13 protein-coding genes are annotated in these 14,064 nt (G+C 68.6%); 6 read left to right on the forward strand and 7 right to left on the reverse strand.

Features of this window, described 5'->3' with window-relative positions; all coding sequences use genetic code 11:
• Positions 1-55: 55 nt before the first annotated feature.
• Both gabT and C563_RS0103040 read right to left on the reverse strand, forming a co-directional pair.
• Positions 56-1,426: a 4-aminobutyrate--2-oxoglutarate transaminase gene (gabT, locus tag C563_RS0103035; RefSeq protein WP_018760556.1), complete on the reverse strand. Its 1,371-nt coding sequence runs from the start codon at positions 1,424-1,426 to the stop codon at positions 56-58.
• A gap of 74 nt (positions 1,427-1,500) precedes the next feature.
• Positions 1,501-2,931 carry an aminobutyraldehyde dehydrogenase gene (locus tag C563_RS0103040; protein WP_026264319.1) on the reverse strand — a complete coding sequence of 477 codons (1,431 nt, stop codon included), beginning with the start codon at positions 2,929-2,931 and terminating at the stop codon, positions 1,501-1,503.
• A gap of 168 nt (positions 2,932-3,099) precedes the next feature.
• On the opposite strand from C563_RS0103040, the gene C563_RS0103045 reads away from it, so the two are divergent.
• Complete coding sequence (locus C563_RS0103045; protein ID WP_018760558.1) at positions 3,100-4,536, forward strand: PucR family transcriptional regulator; 1,437 nt, start codon at positions 3,100-3,102, stop codon at positions 4,534-4,536.
• A 6-nt stretch (positions 4,537-4,542) separates the two neighbouring features.
• Here C563_RS0103045 and C563_RS0103050 read toward each other — a convergent pair whose 3' ends face one another.
• Entirely contained in the window at positions 4,543-6,147 is a 1,605-nt protein-coding gene (locus tag C563_RS0103050; protein ID WP_018760559.1) for a CYTH and CHAD domain-containing protein, read from the reverse strand.
• 135 nt (positions 6,148-6,282) lie between these two features.
• Between C563_RS0103050 and C563_RS0103055 the strand changes: the two genes are divergently transcribed.
• Together C563_RS0103055 and C563_RS0103060 are read left to right on the forward strand one after the other, a co-directional pair.
• Positions 6,283-7,548, forward strand: a complete 1,266-nt coding sequence (locus C563_RS0103055) for an MFS transporter (RefSeq protein ID WP_018760560.1) — start codon at positions 6,283-6,285, stop codon at positions 7,546-7,548.
• A 4-nt stretch (positions 7,549-7,552) separates the two neighbouring features.
• On the forward strand, positions 7,553-8,233 hold the full coding sequence (locus C563_RS0103060) for a FadR/GntR family transcriptional regulator (RefSeq protein ID WP_026264320.1): 681 nt from the start codon (positions 7,553-7,555) through the stop codon (positions 8,231-8,233).
• Positions 8,234-8,307: 74 nt separating this feature from the next.
• Here C563_RS0103060 and C563_RS0103065 read toward each other — a convergent pair whose 3' ends face one another.
• Complete coding sequence (locus tag C563_RS0103065; RefSeq protein ID WP_026264321.1) at positions 8,308-8,847, reverse strand: hypothetical protein; 540 nt, start codon at positions 8,845-8,847, stop codon at positions 8,308-8,310.
• Positions 8,848-9,007: 160 nt separating this feature from the next.
• Here C563_RS0103065 and C563_RS0103070 point away from each other — a divergent pair, with 160 nt between their 5' ends.
• The 3 genes from C563_RS0103070 to C563_RS0103080 are packed head-to-tail and all read left to right on the forward strand — an operon-like array spanning position 9,008 to position 10,605.
• Positions 9,008-9,298, forward strand: coding sequence for a hypothetical protein (locus C563_RS0103070; protein WP_026264322.1), 291 nt, complete (start codon positions 9,008-9,010; stop codon positions 9,296-9,298).
• A 3-nt stretch (positions 9,299-9,301) separates the two neighbouring features.
• Positions 9,302-10,129, forward strand: coding sequence for a DUF1206 domain-containing protein (locus tag C563_RS0103075; RefSeq protein WP_018760564.1), 828 nt, complete (start codon positions 9,302-9,304; stop codon positions 10,127-10,129).
• A 35-nt stretch (positions 10,130-10,164) separates the two neighbouring features.
• A complete protein-coding gene (locus C563_RS0103080) occupies positions 10,165-10,605 on the forward strand; it encodes an SRPBCC family protein (protein WP_018760565.1) in 441 nt (146 codons plus the stop codon).
• A 65-nt stretch (positions 10,606-10,670) separates the two neighbouring features.
• Here C563_RS0103080 and C563_RS0103085 read toward each other — a convergent pair whose 3' ends face one another.
• From C563_RS0103085 to C563_RS0103095, 3 genes are all read right to left on the reverse strand, one after another.
• On the reverse strand, positions 10,671-12,137 hold the full coding sequence (locus C563_RS0103085; RefSeq protein ID WP_018760566.1) for an FAD-dependent oxidoreductase: 1,467 nt from the start codon (positions 12,135-12,137) through the stop codon (positions 10,671-10,673).
• A 97-nt stretch (positions 12,138-12,234) separates the two neighbouring features.
• Positions 12,235-13,497, reverse strand: a complete 1,263-nt coding sequence (gene cobA, locus C563_RS0103090; protein ID WP_018760567.1) for a uroporphyrinogen-III C-methyltransferase — start codon at positions 13,495-13,497, stop codon at positions 12,235-12,237.
• Positions 13,498-13,584: 87 nt separating this feature from the next.
• Positions 13,585-14,031 carry an SRPBCC family protein gene (locus tag C563_RS0103095; RefSeq protein ID WP_018760568.1) on the reverse strand — a complete coding sequence of 149 codons (447 nt, stop codon included), beginning with the start codon at positions 14,029-14,031 and terminating at the stop codon, positions 13,585-13,587.
• Positions 14,032-14,064: the final 33 nt, after the last annotated feature.

Below are 14,064 nucleotides of genomic sequence, written 5' to 3' on the forward strand. Positions count from 1 at the left end.
GGGCTCCCCAATGGGGAGCCCACCTTCTTTGCGTTGCCGGAGGGAGTCGTTCCGGTTAGGCGTTGGCCTTGATCGCCGCGGCCAGGACATCCAGCCCGTCGTTGAGCAGCTCGTCGGTGATGACCAGCGGGGGCAGCAGGCGGATGACGTTGCCGTAGGTGCCACAGGTGAGGATGATGACGCCTTCCTTGAGGCAGGCGGCGGCCACGGCCTTGGTCAGCTCTGGGTTGGGTTCCGTGGAACCGGCCTGGACGAGCTCGACGGCGAGCATGGCACCGCGGCCACGGACGTCGCCGATGACGGCGGTTCCGGCAGCAGCCAGGTCGGACTGCAGGTCGCGGAGCCGGCCCAGTGCGAGTTCCTCGATGTGGCGGGCACGGCCGTTGAGGTCGTATTCCTCCATGGACCCGATGGACGCCAGCGCCGCGGCGCACGCCACGGGGTTGCCGCCGTAGGTGCCGCCCAGGCCGCCGGGGTGGACGGCGTCGAGGAGGTCGGCGCGGCCGGTGATGGCGGACAGCGGCATGCCGCCGGCGATGCCCTTGGCCATGGTGATGATGTCCGGGACGACGCCCTCGTGGTTCACGGCGAACCATTCACCGGTGCGGCAGAAACCGGACTGGACTTCGTCCGCGATGAAGACGATGCCCTTGTCCTTGGCCCAGGCGGCCAGCGCCGGCAGGAAGCCTTCGGCCGGGACGATGAAGCCGCCCTCGCCCTGGATGGGTTCGATGATGATCGCGGCAACCTGGTCCCCGCCGATCTGCTTCTCGATCATGGTGATGGCGCGCTTTGCTGCCTCGGCACCGGTGATGGAGGGGTTCTCCTCGCGGTACGGGTAGCTCATGGGCATGCGGTAGACCTCAGGGGCGAACGGGCCGAAGTTGGTCTTGTACGGCATGGCCTTGGCGGTCAGCGCCATGGTCAGGTTGGTGCGGCCGTGGTAGGCGTGGTCGAAGGCGACGACGGCGTCCCGGCCGGTTGCCAGCCGGGCCACCTTGACGGCGTTCTCCACGGCCTCGGCGCCGGAGTTGAAGAGGACGGTGCGCTTTTCGTGGTCGCCCGGGGTGAGGCGGTTCAGCTGCTCGGCGACCGCGACGTAGCCTTCGTACGGGGTGACCATGAAGCAGGTGTGGGTGAAGTGCTCCACCGCTTCCTTGACGGCGCCGACGACGGCGGGGTCGGACGCTCCCACGCTGGTCACGGCGATGCCAGAGCCGAGGTCGATGAAGGAGTTGCCGTCGACGTCATGGATGATGCCGCCGTCGGCGTCTGCAACGTAGACCGGGACGCTGGAGGCGACGCCGGCAGCCACCACGGACTTGCGGCGCTCGGTCAATGCCACGGACTTGGGGCCCGGGAAGTCGGCCTGGACGTTGCGCTTCTGCTCGAGCCGGTAGGTGATGTCTGATGCGGTGGTGGTCATTGGGGTTCTTTCTGTGCTGGTGGTTGGGCTTGCCGAAACCGCGGTTTTCGGCGAGCCCAACCCGCGGAAACTGGTCAGGCGTCGAGGGCGGACATGACGTGCTTGATGCGGGTGTAGTCCTCCACGCCGTACATGGAGAGGTCCTTGCCGTAGCCGGACTGCTTGAAGCCGCCGTGGGGCATTTCGGCGGTGAGCAGGATGTGGGTGTTGATCCAGACGGCACCGAAGTCCAGGTCCCGGCTCAGCCGCATGGCGGTGCCGTGGTTGGTGGTCCAGACGCTGGAGGCCAGGGCGTATTCGACGTCGTTGGCCAGTTCCACGGCTTCGGCTTCGGTGCTGAATTTCTGCACGGTAATGACCGGGCCGAAGGTTTCCTTCTGCACTACGTCGTCGGTCTGCTTGGCGCCGGTGATGATGGTGGGTTCGAAGAAGAAGCCCTTCTCCCCCGCCCGGTGGCCGCCGGTTTCGATCCGGCAGTTGGCGGGCAGGTTCTCCACCACGGAGGTGACCGCGTTGAAGTGGTTGATGTTGTTCAGCGGGCCGAAGTAGTTGTCCTCGTCGTTCTGCGAGCCCGTGTGCAGGGTCTTGGTGTGCTCCACCATGGCTGCCACGACGTCGTCGTGCACTGACTCCTCCACGAGCACCCTGGTGATGGCGGTGCAGTCCTGGCCGGCGTTGAAGAAGGCAAACTCGGCGATGGCCGCGGCGCTCTTCTTGATGTCCGCGTCCTTGAACACGATGGCCGGAGCCTTCCCGCCCAGCTCCAGGTGCGCGCGCTTGAGCCCCTTGGCGGCACCAGAGGCGACGGCAATGCCGGCGCGCACGGAGCCGGTGATGGACACCAGGCCGGGGACCTTGTGCTCCACCATCATGGCCCCGGTTTCGCCGGTGCCCAGGACAACGTTGAGGACGCCGGCCGGGAAGATCTCTCCGGCGAGGCGGGCCAGCACCAGGGTGGACTCCGGCGTGGTGTCTGAGGGCTTGAGGACCACGGTGTTGCCGGCGGCCAGGGCGGGGCCGATCTTCCAGATGGCCATCAGGAACGGGTAGTTCCACGGCGCCACCTGGGCCACCACGCCGATGGGTTCGCGGCGGACGTAGGAGGTGTGGCCCTCGAAGTACTCGCCGGCGGATTTGCCTTCCAGGATGCGGGCGGCACCGGCGAAGAAGCGGAGCTGGTCTGCGCCGGCGGCGATTTCCTCGGAGGCGATCAGGGAGCGCACCTGGCCGGTGTTGCGGTGCTGTGCCTCGACGAGTTCGTCGCTGTTGGCCTCGATGGCGTCGGCGAGCTTGAGCAGCATCAGCTGGCGCTGGCCGGGGGTGACGTGCTTCCAGGTCCGGAATGCGTCCTTCGCGGCAGCCATCGCGGCGTCGACGTCGGCCTGCACGGAAACGGGGGCGTGTGCCACCACTTCGCCGTTGGCGGGGTTGACCACATCCAGCAGGGCGGTGCCGGCCGGCGTGACGAACGTGCCGTTGATGAAGTTTTGCAAGGTCTGGACCACGGTGTGCAACCTCTTTCGTAGGAGCCATCGGCGCCCGGGCGGAGGCCGGGACGGATGGATGGAACTGCATTGAGCCTATGCCAGGGCCCCACCGCGGTGAATAGCCACCTGCACACCCTTACGGAATAGGTTTAGTGCGGTTGCCCAGCTCACGTTTATCCTTGCTTCATGGCCATTTCCCTCGCTGCCCTGGTGGGCGTGACGTCCCTGAAGCTGTCCAAGGCGGGCGTGGCGGAGACTACCTGGAACCAGGACATCAACTGGGTGGCCGTCACCGAGCTTGAGGATCCCCAGCGGTTCCTCAACGGCGGGGAGCTGGTCCTCACCACCGGCCTGCGGCTGCGGTCCGCCCCCGAACAGCGACGTTTTGTCCGCCAGGTGCAGCGGGCCGGCGCCGTGGGCATCGGATTCGGGGTGGGCCTGACGCACGAGGCAGTGCCGCCGGCCTTGCTGGCGGAGGCGAACCGGTGGGGCCTCCCTGTGGTGGAGGTGCCGTACGAGACTCCGTTCATCGCCATTACCAAGCTGGTGGCGGACGCCCAGTCGGCAGACCACTACGCCAAGCTTGAGCGGCTGATCGCCGGACACCAGGTGCTGGCCCGGGCACTTTTGACCGGCGGGGGCCTGGCCGAGTTGTTGAAGAATTTGGGCGGCATGCTGCGCACGGATGTTGCCCTGACCCAGTTCGCCGCGCAGCTGTACAACAGCAGCACGTCCAGTCCGTCCGCGGATGCCTGGTCCAGCTACCCCGTGCCCACCGGCCGGAGGGATGCCTGCACGCTGTGGGTCCGCCAGCCGTTCGAGGACACAGGCATCATCGGGTATGCGCAGAACCTGATCAGCGTGGAGCTGAACAACATGGTCAAGCAGCGCCAGGCCCAGCGGGCGCTCTGCGGCCAGGTGCTGGAGGACGTGATCCATGGCGCGCTGGAGACCAGCGAGGCGCAGCGCCGCCTGGCCGGCGTGGGCGTGAACAGCACCCGCAAGAACGTGGTGCTGCTGGCGGTGTCCGCCGCCCATGGCAAGGCCCTGGGAAGCACCTCGGTGCCGCTGGACCTCGAAAAGGCCGTTGCCGCCGTGGTGGGCAAGGACCTGGTGCTGGTGGTCAATGACGACGGCGGGGCGGCGCCGGCGCTGGCACGGAAGCTGAGCGACCACCTCGCCGAGGCCGGGATCCACGCCACGATCGGCATCGGCGGGGCGTACACCAAGCCCAATGGCCTGCGCTGGAGCTACTTCGAGGCGCGGGACGCCGCAAGCCACGGCCTGCCTGTCAATGAACCCGAGCGGCTGAGCCTGACGTCGCTGCTGCTGGCCAGCGAGGACGTGCCGCTGGCGGATATGGCGCATGAGTCGCTGAACCCGCTGCGCGCCTTCGATGCGGCGCACGGCTCGGAGCTGATGACCACGCTGGAGAGCTACCTGAACAACAATGGCTCGGTGGCCGCGGTGGCGGAAGAGCTGACCCTGCACCGTAACACGGTGCGGTACCGGCTGGCCCAGATCACCGAGCTGACCGGCTACGACCCCGCCGTCACCGCGGACCGGGTGCAATTGTGGCTGGCCCTGGCCGTGGCGCGGTTGTCGGCGCGACAGGGCAAATAACCCGCCCTAGATGATGCCGCGGCGGAAAAGGTCTCGGGATTTCTTCCGGGCCTTCAGATATTTGGCGTGTGCGGCGAGCATGATCGCATCCTGCTGGCTGAGCAGCTCGGTGTAGACGGCCGCGGTGGCCGGGTCACTGCCGTCACCGGCAAGGGCCGTCAGCAGTTCCCTGGCCACCACGGCGTCCTGGAAGCTGCCCAGGATCTTTTGCTGCCGGCGGGCGGCCTTGGCCACCTTGGCGGCGCGCTTGCCGCGGACCAGGGCGGCCGATTCCGCCACGTAGCGCAGCCGCTTGGCGTCCTTGCGTACGCGGTGCAGGGCAAGTTCCTGGTCCGTGCCGCGGCGGGCGCGCGTGGCAGCCTTGTGCGAGCGCTTCAACTTCCTGGCGCCCTTGTCCACGGCTTTCGCTGCCGCCTTGCGGCCGGAGGTGACGGCGTCGGCGCGCACCGGCGGGTTGTCGCGGAAATCCTCGAGGTTGTCCAGGAGCCGGAAGTAGCGGGCCGAGCCGAGCGCTTCCTGCAGGAGGCGGTAGGCGGCGTCGAAATTTTCACCTGTCCGGTGGTCAACCGCTGCCGTGGCGGCCGCGAGGCCCTCCCCCGGCGGAAGGTCGGCCAGCTGGCTGCGGAGCTGCGCGCGCAGGACTTCGGCGTCGCGCGGTTCGCCGAGCAGCCGGCCCAGCCACTTCAGCTCGCCCCGGAGCCGGCGCACCGGCGATGCCCTGTACAGCTTGCCGTACGCTGCCAGGACCGATCTGATGCGGCGGGCCGAGGAGCGCATGGTGTGCACCGCTTCCGGCTCCTCCAACCGGACGGCGGCGTCGATGGCGAGGATCTCGTCGATCTGCGACGCCACAAAGACGGTGACGACGGCGGCTGCCGGGGCGCGCTTGCCTGCCAGCAGGGCGGGGCTGCTTCCGGCGTCACTGCCGTTCGCATCGTCGTCGGGGGCGGCACCGTTGGAGCGTTTCGCGGCTGCCTTGCCGGCGCCCAGGGCGCGCGCCAGCTTCGAGGCGTACCCGGCCGGCCGGGCGCCGGCGGCGGTCAGGAGTTCTTCCACCGGCCCGAAGAGGGCGGGCCCGCCGTGGACCAGTTCCACCTCCCACTCGCGCCACTGCCCGTGCGCGCCGGTGCCCTTGTCCCGGCCGGCCAGCCGCTCGGCGGTGACGTGGTCGTCGGCGAGGTCGGCGAGGTGCACGCCGTCGTCACCGTACAGGGCGTAGGTGGTGCGGCGGGTTTCCAGCCGGACCACCGGCACCGGAACGGATCCCCGCAGGTAGGCGTGAAGGTGGGCCAGCAGCCTGTCCGGCACGGCGTCGGGACGGCCAAGGGGCGCGTGCAGCTCCGTCCGCGGCGCGGGACCTTCAGCGGTGGCGGCGGCGGTGGGCGGGAGCTTCAGGTGCCACCCTGCGTCGGTGCCGCCGGTGCGGCGCCGCAGGGTGATCCGGCGGGCCGCCAGGTCGTGGGCGGGGGTGTCGAAGTACACCGCTTCGAGGAGGTCGGTGTGGGGTTTCCCGGTCCGGGCCACCCCGGCGGCTTGTTCCAGCGCCGGCACCACGGCGTCGTCGTCGACGTCGTACTTCTTCTCGATCTCAAGTCCCCGCGAAGCCTCCACAGCCGTCCTTCCGCACCGCCCGGTCCATGCCAGGCCCTCCGACAGTCCGTTCGCAGTCTATGCCAGCCCCGGCATCGGCGAGAGGTTGCCCACAAAACCGCAAACATCAAACGTCTAACCTTTAGGGTGGATGGTATGTCCGCCACTCCCCCCGCGTCCGCGCCGGCAGCAACCGCAACCGTCCCGGCCGGCACCGCCGGCGCGGTGCCCGCCAAGCCGCGCTCCGCCGTCGTCTTCGGCGTGATTGCCCTGGTGCTCATCGGGCTGAACCTCCGTGCCGGGATCACCGGAGCCTCGGCCCTGCTGCACGACCTTCAAGCCGTCCTGGGCTACGGGGCACTGGTGGCGGCCATCATCCCGTCCATTCCCACCCTGTGCTTCGCGGTGGCCGGAGCCGCAACTTCCTGGCTGAGCGGCAAGCTGGGCGTGGAGAAGGCCATCCTGCTGTCGCTGGCGCTGCTGGCCGGCGGGCTGCTGCTGCGCGGCGTCCCGGCAACCGGCATGCTGGTGGCCGGCAGCGTGGTGGGCATGTCCGGGCTGGCCATCTGCAACGTCGCCATGCCGTCCTTCATCCGCGAGCACTTCGCCTCCCGGACGTCGCTCATGACCGCCGTTTACACGGTGACAATGACTACCGGCGGCACCCTGACTTCGGTCCTGGTGGTTCCACTGGCACAGGCCCTCGGGTCGCCGTCCGCCGCGGTGGGGGCGGTGGGCATCGCGGCCGTGGCGGCATTCCTGGGTTTCCTGCCCGTGGCGCTGCACGCCCACCGCCACACCGTCCGGAGCACCGCAGCCCACATCTCGCCCTGGCCGCTCCTGCGGACCGGGAAAGGCCGGCTCCTCACCGCGATCTTCACCCTCCAGGCACTCCTGGCCTACGCGCTGCTGAGCTGGCTGCCGTACATGCTCACCACCATGGGAATGAGCGCCTCGGACAGCGGACTGATGTTCGGGCTGATGCAGCTCGTGTCCGTCCCGGCGGGCATGGTGCTGATTGCCATCGGATCCCGCCCGCGCATGCTCCGCCCGGCCTTTTACCTGGTGAGCGTCACCATGGCGGCCGGGATCGCGGCGCTGTTGGTGCTTCCTGTGGGACTGGCGGCCATTCCGGCCGTCCTGATCGGTTTCGGCCTGGGCATTTTCCCCCTGGTGATGGTGATGATCAGCCGCAGCGGGTCCAGCACCGCCGAAACCACGGCACTGTCCACCCTGGCCCAGTCCTCGGGGTACCTGCTGGCGACGGCAGGTCCCTTCGGCATGGGCCTGCTGCACAGCGCCACCGGCGGCTGGACCCTGCCGCTGGTGCTGCTGCTGGCACTGGCACTGGTCCAAATCGTGGTGGCCCACCTGATCACGGGGCGCCCGATGTCCGGAACCCGCCCTGCGGAAAGGAAGTAGCACCTTGTCTTTGAGCCCGTCCGTCCGCCAGCCGCTGGCCGCCGAAGTTACCGCCAAGCTGCGGGAGATGGTCCACTCCGGCGAATGGGCGTTGAATCAGCGTATTCCGCCCGAGCCCGAACTCATGGCGCGGCTGGGGGTTTCCCGCGGGACCCTGCGCGAGGCGGTGAAGGCCCTGGCCCACGGGGGCATGCTGGAGGTCCGCCGCGGTGACGGAACCTACGTGCGGGCCACGAATGAGATGTCCGGTGCCGCGCGGCGGCTCTACCAGGACCATACCGAGCAGCACATCCTCGAGGTCCGGCTGGGGTTGGACACCCAGGCTGCCCGGCTCGCCGCGCGCAATGCCACGGACGACGACGTCACGGCCCTGCGCGCCTTCCTCGCCGCCCGGGACCAGGCCTGGAAGATCGGCGACATCGAGGCGTGGGCCGACGCAGACTGGCAGTTCCACCAGGGAGTGGCCCAGGCCTCCGGCAACCCGCTGCTGCATGAGCTGTACGCCAGCTTCGGGACGGCATTCCACCAGGACCTGCTCACGCAACAGCGTCGGCCCGGCTTCAATGGGCTCCCGCGGGACGGCCACGAAACACTGCTGGACGCCATTGAACGGCGGCACGAGGACGACGCCGTCGCCACCGTGAACCGGAACCTGAACTCTTGCGCGGAGTGGCTGGCGGAGTAAATCTCCCCGCGCATGGCGGCGGCCCGGCACTGTGGTGCCGGGCCGCCGTCGTCCGTCCTGCGCCTGCCGGTGAATCAGCTCCGGCGCAGGCCTGCGAGGACGTTCGTGGGGCGCTGCATCTCGCCGTGCTTGGCGCCCAGGATGATCACCAGCGCGGCGAATCCGGGGATGGCCCACTGCAGGAGCTTGAGCTGCTGCTGGGCGGACTTCAGCTCGTCCGATGCCGCCGGCTGCGGCTCGGTGGCTCCCTTGGCCCCCTCATCGGCAAGCTTGTCCACTTTCTTGCCCAGGATGCCCGAGTACAGGGTCACCCCGGCGCCCGCAAGGGTCACGACGGTCTTGATGGCGGTGTCGCGTGCCACGCCGTCCTGCTTGGCGATCCGGCCCTTGTTTTCCCAGGCGATGGCGAGGTCTGCCGCCAGGTGCGCGGCGAACGCCGCGGTCTGGACCGGCGCCCACCGCATCCAGCCGGCGCTGGAAAGCCGGGTGCGTTCGGCGGGATCCTTGGCCTGCGCGGCCGCCCCGTTCAGGCCGATGGCGCCCATCAGCGATCCGCCGAACCATGCTGCCGCCGTCAGGTCGTGAACTGAACGCGCTAAGAGATTTCCTGCCATGATGTGCATTCCTAACGTTGTGAACGGGTTCCGGCGTGCTGCCCTCCGCGGGTGTCGCATGCCGTGTCCTAATCAAGGTATGGTCTGCTCATACTAAGCACACTTACTAATAATACGAAAGCCCGGCCCCCGGCCCCGCCGACCGCGTAATATCAACGCCATGGGAAACACAGGGACATTGTTCGGCTGGGCCTTCGGGAACCCCGCCCGGGAAAGTGACAGCGGCTATGTGGATGCGCTGGAGCGCCAGGCATTGGGGAACGCCCGGGAAACGGCCAAGGCCAAGGGCGTCAGTGTCCTCGCCGGTTCCGAAGTGTTCACCGTCCTCAGCGGGCACGATTCACTGGTGGAACTGGACAACGCCCCCGGCCAACTGGTGGTCCGCTGCACTGTCCATGTTGAGGGCCCCGGAGCCGAGAACATGCGGGCCGAAGGGCCCATGAACGGCTAGGGCATGTCCGACGGCGATTCCACCCTCAGCCAGGCAGCGGACGCGGTCGAAGACGCGTCCAACCACAAGGTCCTCGATGTCCTGGCCCGCGCGGGATTCGCCGTCATGGCGCTGCTGCATGTGATCGTGGGTGCCATCGCGATCGCCATCGGCTTCGGCCACCAAGGGGACGCCGAGCCAACCGGGGCCATCGCCCGGCTGGCGGACAACCCCTTCGGCACCGTCGTCATGTGGGGGTGCGTGGTGGCCTGCCTGGCCTTGGCTCTCTGGCAGGCCAGCGAAGCGACCCTCCGTGCCCGGAGCCTGCCCCGGAAGGAACGGCTGGCCAAACTGGTGTCGTCGGGTTTCCTTGCCATCGCGTACGGCAGCGTGGGCCTCAGCTTTGCCGGATTCGCCGTTGGGCAGCCCAGCGACTCGGGCGACAACACCAGGGATTTCAGTTCCGGCGTGATGGCGCACCCCGCAGGGCCCTGGGTCCTCGTGGCCCTGGGCCTGACCATCCTCGGCATTGGGATCTACTTCATCGTCAAGGGCCTCCGGCGCGGGTTCAAGGAGGAGCTGTTCCACTTTGACGGCACCCGGCGGGGTCGGCTGATCGACAGCCTGGGCGTCACGGGCCATGTGGCCAAGGGCATCGCCCTGGTCCTTACCGGCCTGCTGTTCGTGATCGCGGCAGCCCGGCACCGGCCCGATGAATCCACCGGACTGGACGGCAGCCTCAAGGCCCTCCAGGACCACCCGTTCGGCCCCACCCTGCTGGTGGCCATTGGCGCTGGCTTCATCGCCTACGGGATTTTCGCGATGATCCGGGCCCGGTTCGGCCGCATGTAGCACCGCCTTTTGCCCATGAAGAGAGAAGGAACCCCATGTCCACTGTCTCGCAGCTGTTCACGTGCCCCGCTGCCGACGTCTGGCGGGTCATCGCCGACGGCTGGCTGTATTCCGGCTGGGTGGTGGGCGCCTCCCGGATCAGGGATGTGGATCCCGAATGGCCGGGGCCCGGAGCCCGGCTCCACCACTCCGTAGGAGCGTGGCCGCTGGTGCTCAACGACAGCAGCCGTGTCACCGCGGTGGATCCCGGCCGCTCCCTGGAACTCGTGGCGCGCGGCTGGCCCGTGGGCGAGGCCAAGGTGGACATCAGGCTGGAGGACCGCGGCGGCGAATGCCTGGTGACCATTGCCGAGGACGCCATCCGCGGGCCGGGAAAGCTGATGCCGAAATTCCTCCGGGATCCTGTCATCTCCGCCCGGAACCGCGAGACCCTTCGCCGGCTCGAGCTCATGGCCATCGGCGGCGCGGGAAAATAGCGCAGCAGGGTTAAATGGCGGGAGCCGCGGAACGGTGGTTCCGCGGCTCCTGCAGCAACAGGATCCTAGACCTGGGCGGACACGCCATCACGGGAAATGGACACCATGTCCTCGCGCGGGACCACCTTGATGCGCTCACGCTTGACCTCGACGCCGTGCGAGCCGCCGGCCTCGGTGGCGGCCGCGCCAAGCGCGAGTTCGTGGGCGTCCAGGGCCAGCCAGCCTTCCCAGGACGTGAACTTCACGCCGCGGGCATCGAGGAGCTCGACGACGGCGTCTTCAGCAGGCGCGGAGGCGACCGGGAGGTTTTCGCGGTCTTCCAGCAAGTAGGTCACGGTTTCCAGGGCGTCGCCCTTGGTGTGCCCGATCAAGCCGACGGGGCCACGCTTGATCCAGCCGGTGGCGTAGATACCCGGCACATGGTTGCCTTCGGCGTCCAGGACGCGGCCGCCGTCGTTCGGGATGACGCCCCGCTTGTGGTCGAACTCGATCTCGGGCAGGGCGGAACCGAAGTAGCCGATGGCGCGGTACACGGCCTGGACCGGGTAGTCCACGTACTCGCCGGTGCCGCGGGCGTTGCCCGTGCCGTCCAGCTCGGTGCGCTCGAACTTGATGCCGGCCACTTTGCCCGGAGCTTCGGCGTCGTCGTAGATCTCCACCGGGCTGTGCAGGAAGTGCAGGTGCAGGCGGCGGGAAGCCGTGAGCTCGGAGAGGTCTTCGGGCTGCTCTGCGATCCAGTTGGTGAGCGTGCCCACCATGGTCTTGGTCTGGTTGTTCGTCTGGATCTGGCGGTCCGATTCCTCGTCGAACTCGAAGTCCTCCGGGTACAGGATGATGTCCACGTCCTTGGAGTGGGACAGCTCGCGGAGCTCCAGCGGGGTGAACTTGACCTGGGCAGGCCCGCGGCGGCCGAAGACATGGACGTCCGTGACCGGGGAAGCCTTCAGGCCGGCGTAGACGTTGTCCGGGATTTCGGAAACAAGGAGGTCGTCGGCGTGCTTGGACAGGACGCGGGCCACGTCCAGCGCCACGTTGCCGTTGCCGATCACGGCGATCTCCTTGGCCTCGAGCGGCCATTCACGGGGGACGTCCGGGTGTCCGTCGTACCAGGAGACGAAGTCGGCGCCGCCGTAGGAGCCGTCCAGCTCGATGCCGGGGATGTTCAGGTCCGCGTCCTTGATGGCGCCGGTGGCGAAGATGACGGCGTCGTAGTGGGTGCGCAGGTCCTCGATGGTGAGGTCCGTGCCGTAGTCCACGTTGCCGAAGAAGCGGATGTCGCCGCGGTCCAGAACCTTGTGCAGGGCGTTGACGATGCCCTTGATGCGGGGGTGGTCCGGGGCCACGCCGTAGCGGATCAGGCCGTAGGGCGCCGGGTAGCGGTCGAAGAGGTCGATGCTGACGGTCAGCTCGCCGCTCTTGACGGCCTCGCTCTTGGTGAGGATGTCAGCGGCGTAGACGCCGGCCGGGCCGGAGCCAACGACGGCGACGCGCAGCGGACGCGCAGCAGTTCCTACGGTGGTGCTGGATGACACGGCTGTGTTCCTTTTCTTCGTTCCGGCCCAACTGGCTCGCATTCGTTGCCGTTTTGACGGCTCAGAACGACAACAACTGCCAGTCAGTTGGGTGGGGCTAGGTGGTGAGGACGGTCTTGCGGGGGCTGTTCGGGGTGGTGGTGCCGTAGTCGGCGGTTTTGAAGTGCGGCGGAGCGAACGGGCTCACGCGCACCACGTCACCGATGACGATCACGGCGGGGTTGGCAACACCGGCGGCGTCGGCCTGGTCCGCGATGGAACCGAGCGTGCCGATGGTGACGCGCTGGTCCGGCAGGTAGCCGTTTTCCACGATACCAACAGGGGTGTCCGCCGGCATGCCCGCTTCGCCCAGCGCGGACGCGGATTCCCGGAGCTGGCCGACGCCCATGAGCAGGACGATGGTGTGGTCCGGGCGGGCGGGAACCTCGGAGAGTTCCTCGTGTCCGGTCACCACGCTGAAGCCCTTGGCCAAGCCGCGGTGCGTCACGGGGATGCCTGCGGCGGCCGGGACGGAGATGGCCGATGTAACGCCGGAAACCACTTCAACCTCCACACCGTGCTGGCGGCAGTATTCGGCTTCCTCGCCGCCGCGGCCCAGCACGTAGGGGTCCCCGCCCTTGAGCCGGACCACGCGGTGGCCCTTCAGCGCTTCTTCGACCAGGATCCGGTTGATCTCCGCCTGCGGCACCGGGTGGTGGCCGGGGGTCTTGCCCACTTCGATGACGCGGACGTCCGGAGCCAGTTCGTTCAGGAGGCCGCGGGGGCCCAGGCGGTCAGCCACGACGACGTCGGCCTGCCCCAGGAGCCGGCGGCCGCGGACCGTGATGAGGCCGGTATCGCCGGGGCCGCCACCAACCAATGCAACGGTTCCCCGGTGTGCGCGGCGGCGGCGCAGCGGGAGGTCGCCGGTTTCGAGGGCGGTGGCGACGGCGTCGCGGACGGCCATGGCGCGGCGCGGGTCTCCCCCGGCGTTCACGGCGATCTTGACGTCATCCACCTCGGCGACGGCGGGCGTCCAGGCGGCGGAGGCTTCGTGGTTGGAGGCATTGACGCACCAAACCCGCTGCGCCTCGGCGTCGGCCGATACCTGGGCATCCACCTCCGGGTCGCCGGTGGCGGTCTGGGCGAACCACGCGCCGTCGACGTCGCTGGAATGGTAGGGCCGCGCTTCCCAGGTGAGCAGGCCGGCGTCGGCCATCTCCTTCAGCGCGGGCGAGGCAACCGGGGCCACGACCGTGACCACTGCACCGGCGTCGAGCAGGCCTTTGGCGCGGCGTGCGGCAACGGGGCCGCCGCCCACCACCAGCACGGGGCGGCCGAGCAGCCGCAGCGCCGTGGGGTATATGTCCTGAATTGCCATGGATCAACGGTAGGGCCGCGTCACATTCGCCAACAAAGACCGAGCAACACCAGTTCACGCAAGGTAATGCTGCGTCACAAACGATTCCTAGGGCCGCCCGGCGAGGAACCGGCCCCTGCGGATGATCAGGCGCTCCAGGTAGCGGGCCAGGACAAGCCGTTCGACGGCGGTACCCAGGGCCCCGAGCGGGGCGGTGAACTCCACCCGGTCCGTCATCACGCTTCCCGTGGCGGTGGGCGCGAAGTCATGGACATGCCGGAAGGCTTTGAGGGGGCCCCTCAACTGTTCGTCGGTGAAGCTGCGCGGGTAATCCAGATGGGTAATGCGGCTGGTCATGGTGAGCGGGACGCCGAGGTGCCGTGCCCGCCAGGTGACCTCCTGGCCGTGCCCGATCAGCCCGCTGATTACGCCGCCCACCGCCCGCTCCCCGGATGCCCGCTGCGAGTCCACGTGCAGGTCGATGCTGCGTGCCCGGTCGAAGAGCTGCTCCACGGGGAGCGAGGACTCGGTGCGGCAAACGAAGCTGGCTGTCATGGCGCCAGTCTGCCACCTGTTCCCAATTCGAGT

It is taken from the genome of Arthrobacter sp. 135MFCol5.1 (genome assembly GCF_000374865.1).
Classification (GTDB): Bacteria; Actinomycetota; Actinomycetes; order Actinomycetales; family Micrococcaceae; genus Arthrobacter.

Bases quoted from the DNA above. Each gene is read 5' to 3' on its own strand.
- gabT (WP_018760556.1), bottom strand. From the start codon at position 1,426: ATGACCACCACCGCATCAGACATCACCTACCGGCTCGAGCAGAAGCGC.
- C563_RS0103045 (WP_018760558.1), top strand. From the start codon at position 3,100: ATGGCCATTTCCCTCGCTGCCCTGGTGGGCGTGACGTCCCTGAAGCTG.
- C563_RS0103055 (WP_018760560.1), top strand. From the start codon at position 6,283: ATGTCCGCCACTCCCCCCGCGTCCGCGCCGGCAGCAACCGCAACCGTC.
- C563_RS0103065 (WP_026264321.1), bottom strand. From the start codon at position 8,847: ATGGCAGGAAATCTCTTAGCGCGTTCAGTTCACGACCTGACGGCGGCA.
- C563_RS0103070 (WP_026264322.1), top strand. From the start codon at position 9,008: ATGGGAAACACAGGGACATTGTTCGGCTGGGCCTTCGGGAACCCCGCC.
- C563_RS0103075 (WP_018760564.1), top strand. From the start codon at position 9,302: ATGTCCGACGGCGATTCCACCCTCAGCCAGGCAGCGGACGCGGTCGAA.
- C563_RS0103080 (WP_018760565.1), top strand. From the start codon at position 10,165: ATGTCCACTGTCTCGCAGCTGTTCACGTGCCCCGCTGCCGACGTCTGG.
- cobA (WP_018760567.1), bottom strand. From the start codon at position 13,497: ATGGCAATTCAGGACATATACCCCACGGCGCTGCGGCTGCTCGGCCGC.
- C563_RS0103095 (WP_018760568.1), bottom strand. From the start codon at position 14,031: ATGACAGCCAGCTTCGTTTGCCGCACCGAGTCCTCGCTCCCCGTGGAG.